The 21,035-nt window shown below is 65.7% G+C and carries 23 protein-coding genes and 1 tRNA gene; 19 read left to right on the top strand and 5 right to left on the bottom strand.

Annotation, left to right across the window (positions count from 1 at the left end; translation table 11 throughout):
* The first annotated feature begins 130 nt into the window (after positions 1–130).
* The 12 genes from ACFWUP_RS29520 to ACFWUP_RS29465 all read left to right on the top strand — a co-directional run bounded on the left by ACFWUP_RS29520 (position 131) and on the right by ACFWUP_RS29465 (position 11,602).
* Positions 131–319: a ferredoxin gene (locus tag ACFWUP_RS29520; protein ID WP_379239247.1), complete on the top strand. Its 189-nt coding sequence runs from the start codon at positions 131–133 to the stop codon at positions 317–319.
* Positions 320–362: 43 nt separating this feature from the next.
* A complete protein-coding gene (locus tag ACFWUP_RS29515; protein ID WP_379239246.1) occupies positions 363–1,265 on the top strand; it encodes a 3-oxoacyl-ACP reductase in 903 nt (300 codons plus the stop codon).
* A gap of 325 nt (positions 1,266–1,590) precedes the next feature.
* Positions 1,591–2,355 carry an MlaE family ABC transporter permease gene (locus tag ACFWUP_RS29510; protein ID WP_379239245.1) on the top strand — a complete coding sequence of 255 codons (765 nt, stop codon included), beginning with the start codon at positions 1,591–1,593 and terminating at the stop codon, positions 2,353–2,355.
* Positions 2,355–3,206, top strand: a complete 852-nt coding sequence (locus ACFWUP_RS29505; RefSeq protein ID WP_379239244.1) for an MlaE family ABC transporter permease — start codon at positions 2,355–2,357, stop codon at positions 3,204–3,206. The genes ACFWUP_RS29510 and ACFWUP_RS29505 overlap by 1 nt, the downstream gene beginning before the upstream one ends.
* A gap of 4 nt (positions 3,207–3,210) precedes the next feature.
* Positions 3,211–4,413 carry an MCE family protein gene (locus tag ACFWUP_RS29500; protein ID WP_379239243.1) on the top strand — a complete coding sequence of 401 codons (1,203 nt, stop codon included), beginning with the start codon at positions 3,211–3,213 and terminating at the stop codon, positions 4,411–4,413.
* Positions 4,410–5,438 carry an MCE family protein gene (locus ACFWUP_RS29495; RefSeq protein ID WP_379239242.1) on the top strand — a complete coding sequence of 343 codons (1,029 nt, stop codon included), beginning with the start codon at positions 4,410–4,412 and terminating at the stop codon, positions 5,436–5,438. The genes ACFWUP_RS29500 and ACFWUP_RS29495 overlap by 4 nt, the downstream gene beginning before the upstream one ends.
* Positions 5,431–6,498: an MCE family protein gene (locus ACFWUP_RS29490; protein ID WP_379239241.1), complete on the top strand. Its 1,068-nt coding sequence runs from the start codon at positions 5,431–5,433 to the stop codon at positions 6,496–6,498. The genes ACFWUP_RS29495 and ACFWUP_RS29490 overlap by 8 nt, the downstream gene beginning before the upstream one ends.
* Positions 6,495–7,757, top strand: a complete 1,263-nt coding sequence (locus ACFWUP_RS29485) for an MCE family protein (protein WP_379239240.1) — start codon at positions 6,495–6,497, stop codon at positions 7,755–7,757. Before ACFWUP_RS29490 ends, ACFWUP_RS29485 begins: the two co-directional genes overlap by 4 nt.
* Positions 7,754–8,956, top strand: coding sequence for an MCE family protein (locus tag ACFWUP_RS29480; protein WP_379239239.1), 1,203 nt, complete (start codon positions 7,754–7,756; stop codon positions 8,954–8,956). The genes ACFWUP_RS29485 and ACFWUP_RS29480 overlap by 4 nt, the downstream gene beginning before the upstream one ends.
* Positions 8,953–10,356 carry an MCE family protein gene (locus tag ACFWUP_RS29475; protein WP_379239238.1) on the top strand — a complete coding sequence of 468 codons (1,404 nt, stop codon included), beginning with the start codon at positions 8,953–8,955 and terminating at the stop codon, positions 10,354–10,356. The genes ACFWUP_RS29480 and ACFWUP_RS29475 overlap by 4 nt, the downstream gene beginning before the upstream one ends.
* Positions 10,353–11,120 carry a hypothetical protein gene (locus tag ACFWUP_RS29470; RefSeq protein WP_379239237.1) on the top strand — a complete coding sequence of 256 codons (768 nt, stop codon included), beginning with the start codon at positions 10,353–10,355 and terminating at the stop codon, positions 11,118–11,120. The genes ACFWUP_RS29475 and ACFWUP_RS29470 overlap by 4 nt, the downstream gene beginning before the upstream one ends.
* On the top strand, positions 11,117–11,602 hold the full coding sequence (locus tag ACFWUP_RS29465; protein ID WP_379239236.1) for a h domain protein: 486 nt from the start codon (positions 11,117–11,119) through the stop codon (positions 11,600–11,602). Before ACFWUP_RS29470 ends, ACFWUP_RS29465 begins: the two co-directional genes overlap by 4 nt.
* A 174-nt stretch (positions 11,603–11,776) precedes the next feature.
* Here the strand turns inward: ACFWUP_RS29465 and ACFWUP_RS29460 are convergent, their stop codons facing one another.
* Both ACFWUP_RS29460 and ACFWUP_RS29455 read right to left on the bottom strand, forming a co-directional pair.
* A complete protein-coding gene (locus ACFWUP_RS29460; protein ID WP_379239255.1) occupies positions 11,777–13,303 on the bottom strand; it encodes a trehalose-6-phosphate synthase in 1,527 nt (508 codons plus the stop codon).
* Positions 13,304–13,348: 45 nt separating this feature from the next.
* The gene (locus ACFWUP_RS29455; RefSeq protein WP_379239235.1) at positions 13,349–13,507 is read right to left on the bottom strand and encodes a hypothetical protein; all 159 of its coding nucleotides are present in this window, start codon (positions 13,505–13,507) and stop codon (positions 13,349–13,351) included.
* Positions 13,508–13,683: 176 nt separating this feature from the next.
* Here ACFWUP_RS29455 and ACFWUP_RS29450 point away from each other — a divergent pair, with 176 nt between their 5' ends.
* From ACFWUP_RS29450 to ACFWUP_RS29435, 4 genes are all read left to right on the top strand, one after another.
* Positions 13,684–14,517 carry an alpha/beta fold hydrolase gene (locus ACFWUP_RS29450; RefSeq protein WP_379239234.1) on the top strand — a complete coding sequence of 278 codons (834 nt, stop codon included), beginning with the start codon at positions 13,684–13,686 and terminating at the stop codon, positions 14,515–14,517.
* A 129-nt stretch (positions 14,518–14,646) separates the two neighbouring features.
* Complete coding sequence (locus tag ACFWUP_RS29445) at positions 14,647–14,883, top strand: MbtH family protein (RefSeq protein ID WP_379239233.1); 237 nt, start codon at positions 14,647–14,649, stop codon at positions 14,881–14,883.
* Between the two features lie 76 nt (positions 14,884–14,959).
* Positions 14,960–15,034 (top strand) — tRNA-Thr (locus tag ACFWUP_RS29440).
* Positions 15,035–15,357: 323 nt separating this feature from the next.
* Positions 15,358–16,635 carry an ATP-binding protein gene (locus tag ACFWUP_RS29435; protein ID WP_379239254.1) on the top strand — a complete coding sequence of 426 codons (1,278 nt, stop codon included), beginning with the start codon at positions 15,358–15,360 and terminating at the stop codon, positions 16,633–16,635.
* 34 nt (positions 16,636–16,669) lie between these two features.
* On the opposite strand, the gene ACFWUP_RS29430 is transcribed toward ACFWUP_RS29435, so the two are convergent.
* Positions 16,670–17,302, bottom strand: a complete 633-nt coding sequence (locus ACFWUP_RS29430; protein WP_379239232.1) for a Uma2 family endonuclease — start codon at positions 17,300–17,302, stop codon at positions 16,670–16,672.
* A gap of 225 nt (positions 17,303–17,527) precedes the next feature.
* Here ACFWUP_RS29430 and ACFWUP_RS29425 point away from each other — a divergent pair, with 225 nt between their 5' ends.
* Positions 17,528–18,067: a hypothetical protein gene (locus ACFWUP_RS29425; protein ID WP_379239231.1), complete on the top strand. Its 540-nt coding sequence runs from the start codon at positions 17,528–17,530 to the stop codon at positions 18,065–18,067.
* Between the two features lie 146 nt (positions 18,068–18,213).
* Complete coding sequence (locus ACFWUP_RS29420) at positions 18,214–18,420, top strand: hypothetical protein (RefSeq protein ID WP_379239230.1); 207 nt, start codon at positions 18,214–18,216, stop codon at positions 18,418–18,420.
* Between the two features lie 212 nt (positions 18,421–18,632).
* Here the strand turns inward: ACFWUP_RS29420 and ACFWUP_RS29415 are convergent, their stop codons facing one another.
* Positions 18,633–19,058 (bottom strand): HIT family protein, encoded by a 426-nt coding sequence (locus ACFWUP_RS29415; protein ID WP_379239229.1) that lies wholly within the window; start codon positions 19,056–19,058, stop codon positions 18,633–18,635.
* Between the two features lie 14 nt (positions 19,059–19,072).
* On the bottom strand, positions 19,073–19,450 hold the full coding sequence (locus ACFWUP_RS29410; RefSeq protein WP_379239228.1) for a PH domain-containing protein: 378 nt from the start codon (positions 19,448–19,450) through the stop codon (positions 19,073–19,075).
* Between the two features lie 226 nt (positions 19,451–19,676).
* On the opposite strand from ACFWUP_RS29410, the gene purD reads away from it, so the two are divergent.
* Positions 19,677–20,960: a phosphoribosylamine--glycine ligase gene (gene purD, locus ACFWUP_RS29405; RefSeq protein ID WP_379239227.1), complete on the top strand. Its 1,284-nt coding sequence runs from the start codon at positions 19,677–19,679 to the stop codon at positions 20,958–20,960.
* Positions 20,961–21,035 lie beyond the last annotated feature (75 nt).

The following is a 21,035-nucleotide window of genomic DNA, read 5'->3' as shown; positions in this document are numbered from 1 at the left end:
CCCGCCGAAACCGATCATTGCATACGAACTGGAACATGTTCCAGTATTGCAAGTGATTCGGCGACTGTTCCGCCCCGCGGACCCGGCTGTCTGGGTTAGTGTCGCCAAGACCGTGTGGAAGGAAGTTCTCATGAAGATCATCGTCGATTTCGACCGGTGCGAAGCGAACGGAGTCTGTGTCGGAATCGCACCTGACATGTTCGAACTCGATGACGACGATCAATTGACCGTCGCCAAGGGTGATGTCGCGCCCGATCGCCTCGCCGACGCCGAGGAAGCCGTGGCGCAGTGCCCCAAGGCTGCGCTGAGGTTGGCGTGATCGGCTCTTGTCGGATGGTGGAACACGTTCTAGAGTCGGCCGAATGAGTGTGACGCAGATTTCATTGGAGGGCCGGGTCGCCGTCGTGACCGGTGCGGGCGCCGGGCTCGGTAGGGTCGAAGCTCTCGCGCTGGCGTCTGCGGGCGCGGCGGTGGTCGTCAACGACCTCACCGAGGACGCGGCCGCCGAGACCATCGCCGCGATCCGCGAACTCGGCGGCAAGGCCGAATTCGTCGGCGGCTCGATCGCCGAACGGGCCACTGCCGACGCGCTCGTCGCGACCGCGCAGGAATCCCTCGGCGGCCTCGACATCGTCGTCAACAACGCGGGCATCACGCGAGATCGCATGCTGTTCAACATGTCCGACGAGGACTGGGACGCGGTGATCGCGGTGCACCTGCGCGGACACTTCCTGCTCACCCGCAACGCGGCCGCCTACTGGCGCGCGGCGTCGAAGGCGGCGGGCGCGCCGGTGTACGGCCGGCTGGTCAACACCTCCTCGGAGGCGGGCCTGCTCGGGCCGGAAGGTCAGGCGAACTACGGTGCGGCCAAGGCCGGCATCACCGCGCTCACGCTCACCGCGTCGCGCGTGCTGTCCAGGTACGGCGTGCGCGCCAACGCGATCTGCCCCCGCGCGAGGACCGCGATGACCGAGTCGGTCTTCGAGCAGGCGCCCGACGACGCGGTCGACCCGCTGGCACCCGAACATGTCGCCAAGCTCGTCGCCTACCTCGCCTCGCCCGCCGCCGACGCGGTCAACGGTCAGGTTTTCGTCGTGTACGGGCCGATGGTGGCGCTGATGGCGGCCCCGACGGTCGAGCAGCGTTTCGACTCCGACGGCGCCGAATGGTCCGAGGCCGACCTCGCCGCCACCCTCGGTGGCTATTTCGCAGAGCGTCCCGCCGATCACACCTTCTCGGCCCGCGCCCTGCGCGATCTGGGCTGAGGCCCCTACTGAACGGTTTGCCCGATGTTGGCCCACCGCGTCTCACGCTGAATCCGCCTCCACTGTCGTGTTGATCACTGGTCCAGGTGTTGGTAGACATGAGCGTCGGGGTGTGTGGCGGCTCACAGGAAGGCGAACCGAACCGATAAGCATCCGTTTCAGTTTTGACGGCGATTTTCGAGAAAAAGTCCTGGTCCAACTCGCTCGAAATAGCAGACATTACCGGGAACGTGTTCTAGTCTTTGGGCAGTCTTCAGATCGGGGTGGCGGTGAAGTACGGGTACGCGGACACATCGGTCCGCCCGTCGATTGAGGAGGATTCGCAATGAGCAACCTCCTTGCTGTCCCGTTGCGGGCGGTCGGCGGATTCTTCGAACTCGGCGCGGAAGTGGCGCGCGCCGCCGTCCGCAGGCCGTTCCAGTGGCGCGAATTCGTCGACCAGTCCTGGTTCGTGGCCCGCGTCTCGATCGTGCCGACGCTGCTGGTGGCCATCCCCTTCACGGTGCTGGTGGTCTTCACTCTCAACATCCTGCTGCGCGAGATCGGCGCCGCCGACCTCAGCGGCGCGGCGGCCGCGTTCGGCGCCGTCACCCAGGTGGGCCCGATCGTCACGGTGCTGATCGTGGCGGGCGCGGGCGCCACCGCGATCTGCGCCGACCTGGGCGCGCGCACGATTCGCGAAGAGATCGACGCGATGAAAGTCCTCGGCATCGACCCCGTCAGTCGGCTGGTCGTGCCGCGGGTGCTCGCTTCGATGTTCGTCGCGCTGATGCTCAACAGCCTGGTGTGCACCATCGGCATCGTCGGCGGCTTCGTGTTCTCGGTCTTCCTGCAGGGCGTGAACCCCGGCGCGTTCGTGAACGGCATTCCGCTGCTGACGAATCTGCCCGAACTGATCATCTCCGAAGTCAAGGCGGGTTTGTTCGGGCTGATCGCCGGAATGGTCGCCTGTTATCTCGGACTCGGTGTCAAAGGTGGACCCAAGAGCGTCGGTGACGCGGTGAACCAAACGGTGGTATTCGCATTCATGGCGCTGTTCGTGGTGAATGTGGTTGTCACCGCGATCGGCCTGAAATTCACGGTGCGGTGATGGCGTTCATAGTTCGCAGCAAGTTTCCGCGCACGGTCCGCCGTTTCGAACGCGTGTCGAAATCGACCGACTCCCTTGGTAATCAGGCGATCTTCTTCGTCAAGGCGCTCGGTTCGGTGCCGCGCGCGCTGGTGCACTACCGCACCGAAACCATCCGGCTCATCGCCGAGATCAGCATGGGCAGTGGCGCGTTGGCCGTGATCGGCGGCACCGTGGTGATCGTCGGGTTCCTGACGCTCATGGCGGGCGGCACCATCGCGGTGCAGGGCTACAGCTCGCTCGGCAACATCGGTGTCGAGGCGCTGACCGGTTTCTTCGCCGCGCTGATCAATGTGCGCATCGCGGCGCCGGTGATCTCCGGCATCGGCCTCGCGGCCACTATCGGCGCGGGCACGACCGCCCAGCTGGGCGCGATGCGGGTGGCCGAGGAGATCGACGCGCTCGAGTCGATGGCCATCCGGCCGATCCCGTTCCTCGTCGGGACCAGGGTGCTGGCGGGCATGATCGCGATCGTGCCGCTCTACGCACTCGCCGTGATCGCCTCGTTCATCGCCAGCCGCTTCGCGACTGTGGTGATCTACGGGCAGTCCGGCGGCGTCTACGACCACTACTTCTCGACGTTCCTCATTCCGAGCGACATTCTCTGGTCGTTCGCGCAGGCGATCGTGATGGCGCTGGCGGTGATGCTGATCCACACCTACTACGGCTTCCACGCTGCGGGCGGCCCGGTCGGCGTCGGTGTCGCGGTGGGTAACGCGGTGCGGTCGTCGCTGATCGCGGTGGTCACGGTGACGCTGTTGATCTCGCTGGCCATCTACGGCACCTCCGGCAACTTCCACCTCTCGGGATAGCGTGATGAACACAGCACGGATCGTTGCCGCCCTGCAGGGCGGGCTCGGGCGCAAGCTCGCCGCGCTCACGATGGTCGGCTTGCTCGTCGGGCTGGTGGCCTTCGCGTTCGCGATGTTCCAAGGCGCTTTCACCGCCACCGCGAAGGTGCTGGTCGACGCGCCGCGTTCGGGCTTGGTGCTCGACCGCGACGCCAAGGTGAAGGTGCGCGGCGTCGAGATCGGTCGGGTCGCGGAGATCAACTGGCGTGATGACAGTGCGCAGTTGCTGCTCGAGGTCGACCCCGAGCAGCTGAAGCTGGTGCCGTCGAACGCGGGTGTCGATATCCGTTCGACCACGGTGTTCGGCGCCAAGTATGTGAATTTCGTTGTGCCCGAGCAGCCTTCGTCGAGCTCGCTGAAACCCGGCAGCACGGTCGCGGCGAGTGCGGTGACGGTGGAGTTCAACACGCTGTTCCAGCATCTGTCCGATGTGCTCGCCCAGGTGGAACCGGAGAAGCTCAACGCCACGTTGACCGCGCTCGGCACCGCACTGCAGGGCCGCGGCGACAAGTTCGGCGATTTGCTGGTTCGCTCGGACAACTACCTGCGCGAGATCAATCCGTATCTGCCTACGCTGCAACAGGATCTGGACAAGACGGCTCAGGTGACCGACATCTACGCCGATGCCTCCGGTGCGCTGTTGCGCACGGTGGACAACGCGACGGTTACCTCGAAGACGTTGTCGGAGTTGCAAGCTCAGCTCGATGATGTGCTGGTGAATGTGATCGGGTTGGCCGATACGACCGGTTCGGTGTTGCGGGAGAACGAAACTCAGCTCGTCACCGCGCTGGATCTGCTGCGGCCGACGACCAGCCTGCTGTTCGAGTACGCGCCCGCACTGACCTGCATCATCGACGGCCTCGGCCCGTTGATGCCGGTGGCCGAGGAGATGTTCGGCGGTCGCCTGCCCGGTGTCGGCATGAACACGAACTTCATGTTCGGCGACAAGCCTTACACCTATCCCGACGACCTACCCAAGGTGAACGCCACCGGCGGACCGCACTGCGAAGGCATCCTCGACCGAGTGCCCGACAGCCACGCGAACTACGTGGTGACCGATACCAACCAGGGCGCGCCGTACACGCCGCGCACCGGTTCGCCCGAATTGAACAGCGCACCAAAGGTTTTCCAGCTCTTGCTGGAAGGGCTGCCGGGAGTGACACGGTGAAGAACACGGCGACGACGGTCAAACTCGCGATCTTCACCGTGGTGATGACCCTGGTGTTCGCCGGCTTGGCGATCGTGCTCAGTCAGGCACGGTTCTCCAGTGAGAACGGATACAAGGCGGTGTTCACCAACTCCTCTGGCATGCTGCCGGGGTCGAAGGTCCGGATCGCGGGTGTGCCGGTCGGCTCGGTGACCTCGGTGAAAGTCGGCGACGACGATCTCGCGCATGTCGAATTCGACGTGGACACCAAGTACTCCGTGCTGTCGAGCACCCGCCTGGCGATCAAGTACGAAAACCTGGTCGGCGACCGGTATCTGGAGCTGAAGGAAGGCCCCGGCTCGGCGCGCGAGCTACCCGAGGGCTCCACCATCGGCAAGGAGCAGACCTCGCCCGCGCTGGATCTCGACCTGCTCCTCGGTGGGTTCAAGCCGCTGCTGCGTGGCCTCGATCCGGGACAGGTCAACGACCTGACCTCGGCGCTGCTGCAGATCTTCCAGGGCCAGGGCGGCACACTGGTCTCACTGCTCAACAGTGGTGGCAGCTTCTCCAAGACTCTCGCCGATCGCGACGCCCTGATCGGCAGCGTGATCGACAACCTGAACACCGTGCTGGCCACCATCGACGATCGCGACGAACAATTCACCACCACGATCGACGAATTGCAGCGGCTGGTCAGCGGATTGGCCGCCGAACGCGATCCGATCGGCGCCGCGCTGCCGCGAATCGCCGGTGCCACACAGGAACTCAACGACCTGCTCACCACCGCGCGCCCCGATCTGCGCAACACCATCGAGCAGACCGGCAGGCTCGCCACCAACCTCGACAACGGCTCCGAAGACATCGAATGGGTGCTCGGGAAGCTGCCCGAAACCTACAAGCAGCTCATCCGGATCGGCGCCTACGGCTCGTTCCTGCAGTTGTACGTGTGCGGCACCAACTTCCTGATCGACGGCCCGAACGGCCAGCCGATGGAAGTCAAGATGCCGGGTCTGCAGGCGACCGGAAGGTGTACGCCCAATGAGTGAGAAGAAGTCCTCGGCCGCCACCATCGGCATCGTCGGGATCGTACTGGTGGTGACGATCTCCCTTGCGACGTTGCAGTACACCAAGCTGCCGTTCATCCGCTCCGGCGCGACCTTCACCGCGCATTTCGTCGACGCGGGTGGGCTGGTGCCGGGCGACCCGGTGCACGTCGCCGGTGTGCGCTCCGGCGAGGTGGACCAGGTGTCGCTCGACGGTCCCAAGGTGCTGGTGAAGTTCACTCTCGACGAGTCGATTGTGCTGGGCGAGAAGACATCTGCCGCGATCAAGACCAACACGGTGCTCGGCCGCAAGTCCCTTGACGTGGTGCCGACCGGACAGGGCGCGCTGCGTACCTCCGACACCATCCCGCTCGACCGGACCACCTCGCCGTACTCGCTCAACGAGGCGCTGTCCGATCTCGGCGCGACCGTGCGCGACCTCGACATGGATCAGGTCGATCAGACCCTGGACACTCTCTCTGCCGCCTTCGCCGACACGCCGGGCCCGCTGCGCAACGCCCTCGACGGCGTCACCGCGCTCTCGCGCAGCATCAACACCCGCGACCAGGCGCTGACCGATCTGCTCGGCCGGGCGCAGAACGTCACCAAGATCCTGGCCGACCGCAGTTCGCAGCTCAACGCCCTGTTGCTGGACGGCAACAATCTGCTCGGCGAACTCGACAACCGGCGCGCCGCGATCAACCAGCTCATCGTCTATGTCGACTCGGTCGCCAAGCAGCTGTCCGGGCTGGTCGCCGACAACGAGGCGCAGCTGAAACCGACACTGGACCGGCTCAATTCGGTGCTCGCCCTGTTGCAACGCAACAAGGAGAACCTGTCGAGTGCGCTCGAGAATCTCGGCCCCTACGCCTCGGCGCTCGGCGAGCAGGTCGGCAACGGCCCGTGGTTCAACGCCTACGTGGTGAACGCGACGAGCACCGAGCTGCGAGTGCTGGTGGATGCGCTGGTCTGGCCCGAGCACCTGCCGCAGGACCTGATCGACGTCTTCACGCATCCGGCGCCGCCGGCCATCGTGCCTTCTGAGGAGGATCCGCCGCGATGAACCTTGCCTCGAAAGTGCGTGGCGTGCCGCGCTGGATCATGGCTGTCGCCGCGGTGGTGATCGCCGCGCTGGTCGCGGTCGGGATCTACACCGGCCTCGGTATCGGCAAGACCAAGGTCACCGCCGCTTTCGCCTCGACCACCGGCCTGTACGCGGGTGACGAGGTGCGGATGCTCGGTGTGCGGATCGGCACGATCGATGCGATCGAGCCGGGCGAGGGTCGGGTGCAGGTACGGATGACCGTCGATCGCGGCGTCGACCTGCCCGCCGACGCGCGTGCTGTGCTGATCGCCCCCTCGCTCGTGTCTGCCCGGTTCATCCAGCTCGCGCCCGCCTACACCGGCGGCCCGAAACTGGCCGACGGGGCGCAGATCCCGATCGAGCGCACCGCGGTGCCAGTGGAGTGGGACGACATCAAAGCCGAATTGTCCAACCTCGCAACGGCTCTCGGCCCAGTCGGCGACGACCCGCAGGGGTCCTTCGGCCGCTTCGTCGACACCGCCGCGAACAACCTGGACGGCAACGGCCAGAAGTTCCGTGACACCTTGCGCGAACTGTCGGCGACGCTGAATACGTTGTCCGACGGGCGAACCGACCTGTTCGGCACCATCCGCAACCTACAGAAGTTCGTCGAGGTGCTCTCGGCGAGCAACGAGCAGATCGTGCAGTTCGGCGGCCGGTTGGCCTCGGTGGCCTCGGTACTCGCCGGTGCTTCGGAGGAACTCGGTGCTGGCCTCGACAGCCTGGATGTAGCGCTCGCGGATGTGAAACGCTTCCTCGATGGCAGCGGCGCCGAACTCACCGTCGGTGTCGAGAAGCTTGCCGACGTCACCCAGACTCTGGTCGACAAGCGGCCGGAAATCGAACGGGTGCTGCATTCCGCGCCGACCGCGCTGGTGAACTTCTACCAGATCTACAAGCCCGCCCAGGGTTCGCTCACCGGCGCTGTGTCGCTGAACAATACGGCCAATCCATTGAGCTTCCTCTGCGGTTCCATCCGGGCGCTCGAACACAACGACTCGGACCGGTCGGCGGACCTGTGCGCGGAATTCCTTGCCCCGGTGATCAGTTCGCTGGCGATGAACTACGCGCCGATCATGCTCAACCCGGCCAGTAGCGTGACGGCCTTCCCCGATCAGTTGACCTACAGCCCGCCGAGCTTGGCCGGGCAGGCAGAACCGGATGCGCCGCCTGTGGTGGCTCCGATCACTGTGCCGAATGGTCTTGCCGGGCTTGCGGTTCCAGGAGGACAGCGGTGAAGCGGATATTCTCCGGGCTGGCGGTGGGCGTCGCGGTGACGCTCGGCGCGACCGGCTGTCAATGGGACGGACTGAACTCGCTACCCATGCCGGGTTCCGAGGGCACTGCGCCCGGTTCGTACACGGTGCGGATCCAGATGCCCAATGTCACTACGCTGACCCGCAATTCGCCGGTGCGCGTGGATGACGTCGAGGTCGGCAATGTCACCGGGATCGACGTCGAGGGCTGGCACGCACTGGTGACGGTATCGCTGAATCCCGAGGTGCGGCTGCCCGCCAACGCGATCGCCAAGATCGGCCAGACCAGCCTGCTCGGCAGCAATCACATAGAGCTGTCCGCGCCTACGAACACGCCCGCGCAGGGGCAGTTGCGCAACAACGACGTGATCCCGCTGGAGCGGGCGGGTGCCTACCCGACCACCGAGCAGGTGCTCTCCTCGCTGTCGGTGGTGCTCAACGGTGGCGGCATCGCCCAGCTCGAGACCATCACCAGGGAGATGAACGCGGCGCTCAACGGACGCGAGGCCGAAATCGCCGACCTGCTGCCCCAGCTCAACACCCTCACCACCGGCCTGGACAAGCAGACCGGCGAGATCATCGCCGCGATGAACGGCCTGGACCGGCTCGCGGGCAACCTCGCCGACCAGCAGGACGTGCTGGCCCGCGCGATCGAGGAGATCCACCCCGCGCTGACCGCGCTCGCCGACCGCACCGCCAACATCACCAGGGCAGTCACCGCGCTCGGCGAGCTCGGTGATGTCACCGAGCGGGTCATCCAGACCAGCGGCGCCGACCTGAAGGCGAACCTGGCCAGCCTCGGCCCGGTGCTGGAAACCCTGGCCGACACCGGCACCAATCTCATCGACTCGCTGCGGATCCTGCCGACCTTCCCGTTCCCGATCAAGAACATCGGCAACGCGATCAAGGGTGACTACCTCAATCTGTTCATCACCGTCGACATGACCGGCAAGCGCCTGGACAGCAACTGGCTCACCGGCACCCCGCTGGGCGGGCGCTTCGGCGGCGTGGAAGGTGTGATCGGTAGTTTCGCGCCTTCGACGGCGACCGATGCGGGTGACCCGACCAGACTTCCGGAGGCACCGGCGCCCTCGCTACCCGGGCTGCCGTCGATTCCCGGCCTGCCCGCCATTCCCGGAATCACCGTGCCGCTGCCAGGCCCGGAAGGGGCGGGACGATGAAACTCACGAGGTTCGTCCACGTTCAGCTCGCGATCTTCGCGGTTCTCACCGTGATCGGTCTGGTCGTGATGGGTGGGATGTATGTGCAGATCCCCGCGATGCTCGGGATCGGCCGCTACAACGTGACGGTGCAGCTCGCCGCCACGGGCGGGCTGTACCCGACCGCCAATGTCTCCTATCGCGGCACCAATATCGGCAAAGTCGAGGCGGTACGGCTCACCGCGGCGGGGGTCGAAGCGGATCTGTCGATCGACAGCGATTACCAGGTGCCCTCGGACTCGACCGCCTGGGTGCGCAGCGTCTCGGCGATCGGTGAGCAGTACGTCGACCTGGTGCCCGAAAGTGAGTCCAGCTCAGGCGATCTGCGCGACGGGTCGGTGATTCCGGTGCAGCGCACCAAGCTGCCACAGGATGTCGGGTCGCTGCTCGATCAGACCGACAAGCTGCTCTCCACCGTCGCCGATACGCGGCTGCGGCAGGTGATCGACGAGGCCTTCAAGGCGTTCAACGGCGCTGGCCCCGACCTGCAGCGGTTCATCGACTCGGCTGCCCTGCTGGTGCAGCAGGCCGAGACCGATGTGGAACCGACGAAAAAACTCCTCGAGCAGATCGGCCCGCTGCTGGACACCCAGATCCAGACCGAGGCCGATGTCCGTTCCTGGACAGCAGATCTCGCTACTGTCACCGATCAGCTGCGCGCGCACGATCCATCGCTGCGAAACCTGTTGCACAACAGTCCTTCCGCGATGCAGAAAGTGAACGAGCAGTTCCAGAGCCTGCGCCCGACCCTGCCGCTGCTGATGAGCAATCTGGTCAGTCTCGGGCAGGTCGGGGTGACGTATCACGCTGGTATCGAACAGCTTCTGGTCGTCTTCCCGCCGTTGATCGCGGCGTTGAAAACCGTCATTCGCGGACCCACCCAGTACGGCGTCATGGTCGACTTCATGACTGTCGTCAACGACCCGCCCGCCTGCACCACCGGCTTCCTGCCTGCGGACCAGTGGCGTGAGCCGAGCGACTTCACCCCGATGGACACTCCAGAAGGGTTGTACTGCAAGGTGGCTCAGGATTCGCCGATCGAAGTGCGCGGTATCCGCAACACCCCGTGCATGGAGTATCCCGGTGTCCGGGCGCCCACTCCCGAACTGTGCCGAACCGGGTACGTGCCGCAGGGCACCAACCCGCCGTTCGGCGCGCCGCAGCCGGTAGCCCCGGCCTCGGCCCCCACCGGCGCGTCCACCGGCGGCCTCACCCCCGCCGCCGCGCGCCCCTATGACCCGTCCACCGGTACCTATCTGGGTACGGACGGTCGCATGTACCGCCAAGGTGATATCGCCGCCGACGGCTCGGGGACTGTCCCGGCCAGCTGGCAGGCGATGTTGGAGGAGCAGCAACGATGAGTGAGAACAGCGATCGCCGGCCGCGTCGGCGGGCAGCACGGTCGGCGGGTCCGCCGGTGGGGGATGGGGTGGTCGTCGAGGCGACGGTACCGTCCGCTGCCTCGGTCGAGCTGGGGAAGTCCGCGGTGGCGGCGAAAGAGGATGAGACGGTTGTCGTCGGACTGGCGAAGGGCGCCGCGGCGACGAATGGCGGCGACACCGACACGGCCGTCGTGGAGCTGACGAAGGGTGCCGATGTCGACGACGATTCGGAGCTCGACGAAGAGGACGCGAAGCTGACGAAGCTGGGCCAGATCATCGGCCTCGCCGCGGCTGCGGTGCTCGTGTTGGCGCTGGTCGTCGGCGCCACCTTCACCGCACTCGCCGCCCGTTCGGCCTCACAAGAAGAGGACCTGCGCGCGCAGTACACGCAGACCGCACGTCAGGCGGTCATCAACCTGACCACCATTCGCGCCGACTCCGCGAAGGAGGACATCGACCGGATCCTGTCGGTGGCCTCGGGGGAGTTCAAGACCGAGTTCGACGGTCGCGTCGACCCGTTCATGGACGTGGTGAAGCAGGCGAAGGTGGTCTCCAGCGGCGAGGTCGTCGAGTCGGGGATCGAGTCCGTCGACGAGAACTCGGCGAAGGTGCTGGTCGCCGCGAAGCAGACGGTGAGCAATACGGGTTCGGCCGAACCGCAGTCGCGGCAGTACCGATTCCGGGTCACCGTGTCGCAGGGCGATGCCGGGATGACCGTGTCGAAAGTGGAGTTCGTGGGATGAGCAAGCGCATCAAGATCGTCTTCGGAGCTCTCGCCGCCACCGGCCTGATCGCGGCTATCGTGCTGGGCATCAGCGGCTTTCAGCTGTGGCAGCAGGACAAGACCGAGCAGGCGCGCACCGACGCGATGAGCACGGCCAACCGCACGGTGAGCGCGATGTTCACCTACGAACCCGCCACCGTCGACACCGAATTACCAAGGGCGGCAGACAATCTCACCGAGGAGTTCCGGGCCGAGTACCTGAAGCTGATCCAGCAGGCCATCGCACCAGGGGCCAAGGAAAAGCAACTCACCGTCAAGGCCACCACTCAGGCCGAGGGCGTGGTGTCGGCCGAGCCGGAGCACGCCGTCGTCCTGCTGTACCTGAACCAGCTGACCACCAGCAAGGATTCCCCCCAGGGCACCACCTCGGGCAGCCGCGTCCGAGTGACCCTGGACAAGTCCGACGACCGCTGGCTGGTCGCCCAGGTCACCCCGATCTGACAGATCGCGGCCCGGTGCCGACTGTGCGGATGATCACCAGGCTTCTGTGCAGAACCGCTCTCGGGTGGATTCAGTCGGGCGATGCCGCCACCATCGCCTGGTGATCAACTGTCCAGTGCAGTACCCGAGCCGCCCCTGTGCTGTCCCTGTCGAGCGGGCGTCCGGCGCTGTGTGTCAGCGCTGGTCGGCGGGGTAGGTCTGCTGCTCCTCGCTCATCAGCGCCGACCCGGCGACATTGCCCTGCGAGAGCGCGTCGAGGAAGGCGCGCGCCCAGCGTTCGACGTCGTGGGTGAGGACCTGGCGGCGCAGCGAGCGCATGCGGCGGCGTTTGGTGTCGCGATCGTCGTCGAGGGCGCCGATGATCGCGTCCTTCACGCTGTCCAGGTCGTGCGGGTTGCACAGGTAGGACTGGCGCAGCTCGGCCGCGGCACCGGTGAACTCGCTCAGCACCAGGGCACCGTTGAGGTCGCTGTGGCAGGCCACGTACTCCTTGGCGACCAGGTTCATGCCGTCGCGCAGGGGCGTGACCAGCATGGCGTCGGCGGCGATGAAGAAGGCGATGAGCTCGTCGCGGGGGATCGGGCGGTGCAGGTAGTGCACCACCGGGTAGCCCACGCGGGCGAACTCGCCGTTGATCCGGCCCACCTGACGTTCGATGTCGCCGCGCATCTTGATGTAGCTCTGCACGCGTTCGCGGCTGGGCGTCGCCAGCTGCACCATCACCGTCTCGGACGGATCGATGCGGCCCTCTTCGAGGAGTTCCTGCAGCGCGTTGAGCCGGATGTCGATGCCCTTGGTGTAGTCCAGGCGGTCGACGCCGAGCATGATGTTCTTGGGATTGCCCAGCTCAGCGCGTATCTGCGCGGCACGCTCGCGCACCGAACGGCGACGCGAGGACTCGTCGAGTTCGGCGGAATCGATCGAGATGGGGAACGCGCCGACCCGCACCGTACGGAACCCGACCTGTACGACACCCAGCTTCGAACGCACACCGATCGTGCCGCGCGAAGTGGGCTGACCGGCCAGCCGACGGGCCAGGTAGAGGAAGTTCTGCGCACCGCCGGGCAGGTGGAAACCGATCAGGTCGGCGCCGAGCAGGCCCTCGACGATCTCGGTGCGCCACGGCATCTGCATGAACAGCTCGACCGGCGGGAACGGGATGTGCAGGAAGAAACCGATGGTCAGATCGGGGCGAAGCATGCGCAGCATCTTGGGCACCAGCTGCAGCTGGTAGTCCTGCACCCAGACCGTCGCGCCCTCGGCGGCCACCTTCGCGGTCTCCTCGGCGAACCGCCGGTTGACCTCCACGTAGGCGGCCCACCAGTCCCGGTCGTACACCGGGCGCACGATCACGTCGTGATACAGCGGCCACAGCGTGCCGTTGGAGAACCCCTCGTAGTAGTCCTCCACCTCGTTCGCCGACAGCGGCACCGGATACAGCTCGAGGCCGTCCTCGATGATCGGTTCGACCTCGACGTCGGGCACGCCGCACCAGCCGACCCACGCGCCCTTGTTGGTGCGCAGCACCGGTTCCAGCGCGGTCACCAGCCCACCGGGGCTGCGCTTCCACCTGGTGGTGCCGTCGGGCAGGCGCTCGAGGTCGACCGGCAGCCGGTTGGCGACGACAACGAATCCCGAACCCGATCCGTCGGGTACGAGAGGTTCTTCGGACGGACGGTCGTTGGACGGTTGATCGATCATTTGGTCCACTCACGCATCCTTATGCGTCGCAGGGGTGCGCTGTTCTCAGACGGGGGCGATGCCGAGCATGGACAGCAGCATGCGGCACTCGTCGGCGTCTTCGGCGTGTGCCGCGACGACCTTCTGTGCCTGGCGGGCGGTTTCGTCGGCAAGCGGCTCGAGTTCGTCGTCGGCGATGTCGTTGGCGGTGCTCTTCGCGGCCATAATGGGTTCGTCCTCCCGGTTTCCCTGCGCTCTACCTGCGAGTGATCAATACTATCGGGCGCCGGCGCACGGCCGATGAACTAGCGACGCGCAACACCCCGCCCCGGTGCCGTGTCGTGGCGGTCCCGTTACCGTGGAGGTAGCACTCGATCGACCCCCGCAGAGAGGTTTTCTTCATGCCACTGGCCACGGTGAACGGCATCGCACTGAATTATCAGGTCAAGGGCGACCGTACCAAGGGCACCGACGTCAAGGGCGGTGGTCCGCTGGTGGTTTTGATCATGGGCACCGGTTCGCCCGGTCGTGTTTGGGAGCTGCACCAGGTTCCGGCGCTGGTCGCGGCCGGTTATCGGGTCTGCGTGTTCGACAATCGCGGAATCGCGCCGTCGTTCGAGGCCGCGGGTGGGATGCGGATCGAGGAACTGGTCGCCGACACCGCCGCGCTGATCGAGTTCCTCGACGAAGGGCCCGCGCTGGTCGCCGGGACGTCGATGGGTGCGCGGGTGGCGCAGGAGCTGGCGCTGGCCCGCCCCGATCTCGTCCGCAAGGCCGTGTTCATGGCCGGTCACGGCAGGCTCGACCAGTTCCAGAAGACGCTGTCGGCCGGTGAGCAGGACCTCGACGCGTCGGCGGTGAAACTGCCCGCGAAATTCGAGGCGGCACTGTCGGCGGTGATGAACCTGTCGCCCGCGACGATGGCCGACACCAACGCCGCACGCGACTGGCTCGACCTGTTCGAGTTCACCGTGGGGACGCCCTCGCCCGGTGTCCGGGCACAGCGGGCGATGGACCACGAGTTCGATCGCGTCGCCGCGTATCGTTCGATTACGGTGCCCTGCTTGGCAATTGGATTCGCCGACGACCGGATGATCCCGCCGTACCTCTCCCGCGAAGTAGCCGAGGCCATCCCCGGCGCCCGCTACCAGGAGATCCCCGACACGGGCCACTACGGCTACCTCGAGCGCCCCGAGGCGGTCAACAAGATCCTGCTCGACTTCTTCGCCGCCTGATCGACCGGGCGAGGCAGCATCGGGTAACTGCCTACCAGTAGCGTATGCCTTGCTAGGGTCGACACAACGCTCGTGGCTTAGCGGCCGCGCAGTGATCCTGTACACAGCGCCAGTATCCAGTGAGGTGAAATGAGCACCAACCCCTTCGACGACGAGGACGGCCGCTTCTTCGTTCTGGTCAACGATGAAGAGCAGCACTCCCTGTGGCCCGCGTTCGCGGAGGTCCCGGCGGGCTGGCGTGTCGTGTTCGGCGAAGAAAGCCGGGCAGCGTGCGTCGAGTACGTCGAGAAGAACTGGACCGACATGCGGCCCAAGAGCCTGCGTGACGCGATGGCAGCCGACGACGCCGCCCGCGCCAAGTCCTGACCTCCCACACCTACCGCGCGACATATCCAGTGTCGCGCGGTAGGCGTTCGCGGCTATGATGGTCGCCGCAGTACCCGCCTCCTTAGCTCAGTGGTAGAGCACCGCTCTTGTAAAGCGAAGGTCGTCAGTTCAATCCTGACAGGGGGCTCCATCTCGAAATAAGGCTCTGGCCCTGGTCAGGGCCTTATTTGTGTGGCCTCATCCATGAGGAGATCGCTTCCCACGCTGCGCTGCTTGCGGTTCTGGGATGGCCGACGCCGACCAATGTTGCTAACATTCATGTTACTAACACTGAAGTTAGTGCTATTCGGCTGACACTCGGAAGGCGGCGGCATGGCGGAATTCGTGGGCAGGCGGCATGAGCTCGAGACGTTGAACCGTGAGCTGGGCAAGGTGACGGCTGGCATCGGCGGGGAGCGGCCTGGGCGGTGCATGATGCTTCGAGGGCGCCGCCGGGTCGGTAAGTCCCGATTGGTGGAGCGGTTCGCTGAGAAGTCCGGTGCGCCGTTCCTCTTCTATGCCGCCACGGGTGCCTCGCCGACGGCGGACCTCGAGCGGCTCAGCCGGGACGCGCAGTCGTCAAGTCTTCCGCTGGCGAACCTGCTGTCCGCGGCCCGTCCGGCCAGCTGGGATGCCGCGTTCGATGTGCTGGCGGCAACGTTGCCGGACGACCGGGCGAGCGTGGTTGTCATGGACGAAGTGCCTTACTTGATGGATGGGGAAGGTGCCTTCGAAGGCATGCTTCAGCGCGCGTGGGACCGAGTGCTGGAAACGAAGCCAGTGTTGTTGGTTCTCATCGGCTCCGACCTGTCGATGATGGAGGCGCTCAACAACTATGGGCGCCCGTTCCACCAGCGCGGACGAGAGATGGTGCTCGGGCCGCTCAACCCGGCTGAGGTAGGTCAGATGCTAGGCCTCGATCCGGCAGCGGCCTTCGACGCGGCCTTGATTACTGGTGGACTGCCCTTGATCTGTACGGAATGGACGCACGGTGCCGGAATGTGGGACTTCCTTCACGCCGCGCTCAGCGATCCGGTGTCAGCCTTATTGGTATCGGGGGAGCGTTCGCTCGCTGCGGAGTTTCCGCAGTCGGTCCAGGCTCGCTCCGTTCTGTCGGCGATCGGGAGCGGGGAGCGGACGTTTGCCAACATTGCCCGTGCCGCAGGCGGGATCGGTGCGACCCCACTTCAACGATCGCTGGAGATCCTTGCCGACAAACGTGTGATCGCGGCGGAATTGCCGGTGTCGTTGCACCCCTCGAAGGATCGCCGCTATCGGGTCGCGGATCCCTATCTCTGTTTCTGGTTGAAGTTCTTGGATCCGGCGATGGCGGAGATCGAGCGAGGTCGCGGTGATCTGACGCTGAGTCGCATCCGCGAAAGCTGGACGAGTTGGCGTGGGAGGGCTGTCGAACCTCAGGTACGTGAGGCGCTGGCACGGCTGCTGCCCGATGCGAACCTTCCCGCCGCACCGGCCATCGGGGGCTATTGGACTCGCACCAACGATGTGGAGATCGACATCGTCGGTGCGGACCGTGCGCCGATCGCCAAGGAGTTGTTGTTCGTCGGATCGGTCAAGTGGTTGGAGAACTCGCCGTTCGATCGGCACGACCTCGCCGCCCTGCTTCGACATCGGGCCGCGCTCACTCCCGATCCGGTGCCCGTTGTCGCAGTTTCGCGCAGCGGGATCGACTGCTCAGGGCTCGACGGTGCGTATGGTCCGGCGGATCTGATCTCGGCGTGGTCTACGTGAGTGCGTTGACCTTGCGATAAGGACCCGGGTGGTCCTAGTAAGCGAGGCTTTCCGCCGGGATAGTGAAGGGGAACGGGAGGTGGTAGGCGAAATCGCCGGCGCCGACCCACTGCGCGACCGGCTCGTAGTGGAAGGCCCGCAGTGGCGTGACGCCGACCGGGCGGCGCTCCGGCGCGGGCAGCAGGGCATTGATCCGGATTGTCACCGACTGTTCTCCGGCATCGACCTCCCAGTACCACGGGATTCCAGCCTCGGCGTAGCGGGTGGTCTTTCGGTTCATGTCCTGGACGGAATTCGACGGTGACAAGATCTCACCCGCGATGACCACCGCTGACGCGGGGACATCCTGATCCTGGTCCGGCAGGCAGCTGTACAGGATGAAGTCGGGCTTCAGGAAGTCGTTCTTGGCTGTGAAGAAGATCGGCTGCTCGACGTCGGCTTCGAAGCATTCGTCGCGTTCGGCCCGCACCACCGACCAGGCGGACTCCAACGCGTTGCGCAGGCGCACGGCCGCTCGCTGGTTTCGGCGAGGCCCGGTGTGCGCCCAGATGACGCGACCGCGGTCGAGTCCTTCCACGCACTGCGCGATGGCATCGGGCAGCGCCAGGAATTCCTCCCATGTGAGCGTTTCGGGGAGCTCACCGGTGCTGCCGAGGTCTGCGGTCACTCTGCAAGGCTAGCTGTCCGGTCCTGGCGGCGGTGGCGGAAGCGAGAGGCAACCCTGACGAGACGATGCGACCACCTGGTCGGTGATCAGAGGGGCATACGTTAAACCTGGTGAGTTTCACTGAATTCTGTTGTCGTGAACGTGCCCGAAACATGAAGTCTTGCCCTGAATCTGATGTCAGGTAAGGTCCGGCGCGTTCGTATTTTCAGATAGAGGGGGAAAATCTTGTCGATCTCGACGATCACCAAAACTGTTCTGTCCGTGGCGACCTCGGCTGCCGCGCTACTCGGCGCTTCGGTTGGTGCCGGTTCGACCGTGCACGCGGCACCGCTTCTTCCCATGAATGCCCCCGAGGGGCCGGTCAACAGCTACCTTATCGGCGAAACTCTGAACTGCTTCGTCGATTACAGGATGTGGGTCGCCCGTGATCCCCAACAGCCGCACCGGGTAGTTGGGAATATCCAGCCGACGGGGGTTCGGTCCACTATTCCGGGTCTGCCTGCACCGCAACATTGTTCGACCACAGTGGCTGTGTCCTCGTCGACCGGAGCCATACCCCTTGCTGCCGTGACACTGCAATGGGCATTGCGATTGGAGGCCGATCAGGGCGGTGGCCGACCGATCGAAGTCGATCTGCCCTACGAACCCAATTCTGGGTGGGTACGGATGCAGGTCGGTCCGGGCCTTGGTTTGACCAGCGGTACCGCCATCTACACAGGCCCGCTCGATATGTCTCTCCAGCCGCAAGCGGGGCTCTACCTCTAGAAGCCTTTAAGAAGCGCGCCGCCGTTGAGCACGTGGTCATGAAGTGCGTTTCGCGGTTTGTTCGGCGGGGGCTCGCCCGTATCCTGGCCAGAACTCGATCTTCGTAACACCGAGTAGCCCATCGAAACCGATCGAAGGGAACGACGTTGGGCGAACAGAATGAATGGTCTCCCGCCGAACAGGCCGCGCACGTGCGTTCGCTGCTGACCGAAGTGATCAAGGCGGCCCGCACCAATATCGGCACCGTTTCCGACCCGAAAGCGCAGGCGCTGCTCGAGACGACGGCGGAAGTGTGCGGTGGGCTTTGCCATGCCTATGATGATTATGCGAAACGGGAGCCTGCCTGGCGGTGAATTCCGTGCCACTGGATCGCCTGTCTGTCGACGACCATGATGTTCTGAAAATCGTGGAGGTTCAGGTAGATGAAGTGCTCACTGCCCCGCCATCCGCACCCCTTCCACTCCGCTCGATCGACTGAGAACGGGTTTTCGTCCTCTTTCGCGCACAACAACCGCTCGACTTCTTAGACGCACGGTGGGGTGGTTCGGTTCCATCGAAACGAAAATCAGGCGGGGACGCCTGCTCCGTAGCCGAGGTCGCGCAGGGCTGCCTTGATCTTGGTTTGGGCCTCGTCGAGGGAGTCGGGGGTGGGGTCGGTGGTGGCGCCGGAGATGTCGAAGTCGCCCATCGAGTAGGCGGGGAAGACGTGGGTGTGCAGGTGGGGGACCTCGAGGCCGGCGATGAGGAGGCCGGCTCGGGGGGCGTCGAAGGCGAGGCGGACGGCCTGGCCGATTTTTTGGGCCAGGCCCATCAGTCGGGCCACTACGGCGGGATCTACGTCTTGCCACTGGTCGATTTCCGCGCGCGGGACGACGAGGGTGTGGCCCTGGGTGACGGGGGCGATGGTGAGGAAGGCGACGAACTCGTCGTCCTCCCAGACGAAACGGCCGGGGATCTGACCTGCGATGATCGCGCTGAAGACGGATGCCATACGGCCGAGCCTAATCAGATGGACACGAAATGGGACAGGATGCCCTGGACCTCGTAGATGTCTACCTGGCGGTTGAAACGCTGCTTGACCGGGTCGTTGCCGCTGCCGATCCAGATGTAGAGCTCGGCGTCGAGGTCGAAGGTGCCTGCGGTTTCGACGGCGAAGTGGCTGATCGAGCGGTAAGGGATGCTGTGGTAGCTCACCTTGCGGCCGGTGACGCCCTGTTTGTCGACCATGATCAGGCGGCGGTTGGTGAACAGCATGGCGTCGCGGACCAGGATGAACGCGGCGTACACCTGCTCGCCCTGGCCGAAGAGTTTGGCGTATTCCTGCTGGGCGGCGGCCGGGTCTATGCGCCCGGCGTTACCCATCATTCCGTCGAGCAGGCCCATGGTGTGCTCCCTCTGCGTCTGGGTTCCATTGTGGCCCAGAAGGACCGGGGGGCGGAACAACTCCGCTGAACGGACAATGAACGGCGGATCGGTCGGGAAATCGACCGAAGTGGCGAAGAGTGGATGCTCAGCGTGGCCGATTCCGTGAACTAGGGGTTCGCGATGTGGGATGTGCGCGGCCAGGGGCGTGCGCAATGCGTGCGCAATGCGCGACTAATCTAAGGCCGTGCGCGTACTCGTCATCGGTTCCGGAGCCCGTGAACATGCCCTCGTCCTGGCGCTGCGCCGGGATCCGTCCGTGACGGCGGTGATCGCCGCCCCGGGCAACCCGGGCATCGGCCAGCACGCCGAGTTACGCCCGGTCGACCCCTGCGCGGCCGAAGACGTCGCTGCGCTGGCCGCGGAGGTGGCCGCCGACCTGGTGGTGATCGGTCCCGAGGTGCCGCTGGTGCTCGGGGTCGCCGACGCGGTGCGCGCGGCCGGGTTCCCGGTGTTCGGCCCGTCGGCCGACGCGGCGCGGATCGAGGGGTCCAAGGCGTTCGCCAAGGATGTGATGGCGGCGGCGGGTGTGCGGACCGCGCACAGCGAGATCGTCGACAGCCCGGCCGAGCTGGACGCGGCGCTCGACCGCTTCGGCCCGACCTGGGTGGTCAAGGACGACGGGCTCGCCGCGGGCAAGGGCGTCGTGGTGACCACCGACCGGCACGCGGCCCGCGACCACGGCGCCGAACTGCTCGAACAGGGGCACCCGGTACTGCTCGAATCGTTCCTCGACGGGCCTGAGGTTTCCCTGTTCTGCCTGGTCGACGGCGAAACCGTGATCCCGCTGCTGCCCGCGCAGGACCACAAGCGCGTCGGCGACGGTGACGCGGGCCCCAACACCGGTGGCATGGGCGCCTACACGCCGCTGCCGTGGCTGCCGGCGGAGACGCTGAACGAGATCGTCGAAGACGTGGTGAAGCCCGTTGCCGCCGAGCTGGTCGCGCGTGGCAGCTCGTTCTCGGGTCTGCTGTACGCGGGTCTGGCGATCGGCGCGAACGGCCCGGCTGTCGTCGAATTCAATTGCCGCTTCGGTGATCCCGAGACCCAGGCGGTGCTGGCGCTGCTCGACAGCCCCTTCGCCGAACTCCTGCACGCCACCGCGACCGGGCGCCTGGCCGAGGTCGACGCGCCGCGCTGGAAGGACGGCTCCGCGATCACCGTGGTGCTGGCCGCCGAGAACTACCCGGCGCGGCCGCGCACCGGTGACGTGATCACCGGTGCCGAGGACAGCGCGCTCAAGGGCGAAACCCTTGTGCTGCATGCCGGTACGGGCCAGCGCGAGGACAAGGCGCTGGTGTCGGCGGGTGGGCGCGTGCTGAATGTGGTCGGTGTGGGTGCCGATCTCGCGCAGGCGCGGGAGCGGGCTTACGCGCGGCTGGCGGGGATCAAGCTCCCCGGCGGTCATTTCCGGACCGATATCGGCGCAACCGAAGTTGTTGTGCCGGAACGCATTACCGTCGCGGGATAATCAGTGCGGTCGGTGATCAGCGGCGCGAAACCGCTGATCACCGTCGAGCGACTGGACGACCATCATGGGGACCGC

It is taken from the genome of Nocardia sp. NPDC058658 (assembly GCF_042716665.1).
Lineage (GTDB): Bacteria > Actinomycetota > Actinomycetes > Mycobacteriales > Mycobacteriaceae > Nocardia.
This window is presented reverse-complemented; position numbering and strand designations above follow the sequence as displayed.

Excerpts from the sequence above, each read along its gene's own strand:
- ACFWUP_RS29520 (WP_379239247.1), top strand. The coding sequence starts at position 131 with ATGAAGATCATCGTCGATTTCGACCGGTGCGAAGCGAACGGAGTCTGT.
- ACFWUP_RS29515 (WP_379239246.1), top strand. The coding sequence starts at position 363 with ATGAGTGTGACGCAGATTTCATTGGAGGGCCGGGTCGCCGTCGTGACC.
- ACFWUP_RS29510 (WP_379239245.1), top strand. The coding sequence starts at position 1,591 with ATGAGCAACCTCCTTGCTGTCCCGTTGCGGGCGGTCGGCGGATTCTTC.
- ACFWUP_RS29505 (WP_379239244.1), top strand. The coding sequence starts at position 2,355 with ATGGCGTTCATAGTTCGCAGCAAGTTTCCGCGCACGGTCCGCCGTTTC.
- ACFWUP_RS29500 (WP_379239243.1), top strand. The coding sequence starts at position 3,211 with ATGAACACAGCACGGATCGTTGCCGCCCTGCAGGGCGGGCTCGGGCGC.
- ACFWUP_RS29490 (WP_379239241.1), top strand. The coding sequence starts at position 5,431 with ATGAGTGAGAAGAAGTCCTCGGCCGCCACCATCGGCATCGTCGGGATC.
- ACFWUP_RS29485 (WP_379239240.1), top strand. The coding sequence starts at position 6,495 with ATGAACCTTGCCTCGAAAGTGCGTGGCGTGCCGCGCTGGATCATGGCT.
- ACFWUP_RS29475 (WP_379239238.1), top strand. The coding sequence starts at position 8,953 with ATGAAACTCACGAGGTTCGTCCACGTTCAGCTCGCGATCTTCGCGGTT.
- ACFWUP_RS29470 (WP_379239237.1), top strand. The coding sequence starts at position 10,353 with ATGAGTGAGAACAGCGATCGCCGGCCGCGTCGGCGGGCAGCACGGTCG.
- ACFWUP_RS29465 (WP_379239236.1), top strand. The coding sequence starts at position 11,117 with ATGAGCAAGCGCATCAAGATCGTCTTCGGAGCTCTCGCCGCCACCGGC.
- ACFWUP_RS29460 (WP_379239255.1), bottom strand. The coding sequence starts at position 13,303 with ATGATCGATCAACCGTCCAACGACCGTCCGTCCGAAGAACCTCTCGTA.
- ACFWUP_RS29455 (WP_379239235.1), bottom strand. The coding sequence starts at position 13,507 with ATGGCCGCGAAGAGCACCGCCAACGACATCGCCGACGACGAACTCGAG.
- ACFWUP_RS29450 (WP_379239234.1), top strand. The coding sequence starts at position 13,684 with ATGCCACTGGCCACGGTGAACGGCATCGCACTGAATTATCAGGTCAAG.
- ACFWUP_RS29445 (WP_379239233.1), top strand. The coding sequence starts at position 14,647 with ATGAGCACCAACCCCTTCGACGACGAGGACGGCCGCTTCTTCGTTCTG.
- ACFWUP_RS29415 (WP_379239229.1), bottom strand. The coding sequence starts at position 19,058 with ATGGCATCCGTCTTCAGCGCGATCATCGCAGGTCAGATCCCCGGCCGT.
- ACFWUP_RS29410 (WP_379239228.1), bottom strand. The coding sequence starts at position 19,450 with ATGGGCCTGCTCGACGGAATGATGGGTAACGCCGGGCGCATAGACCCG.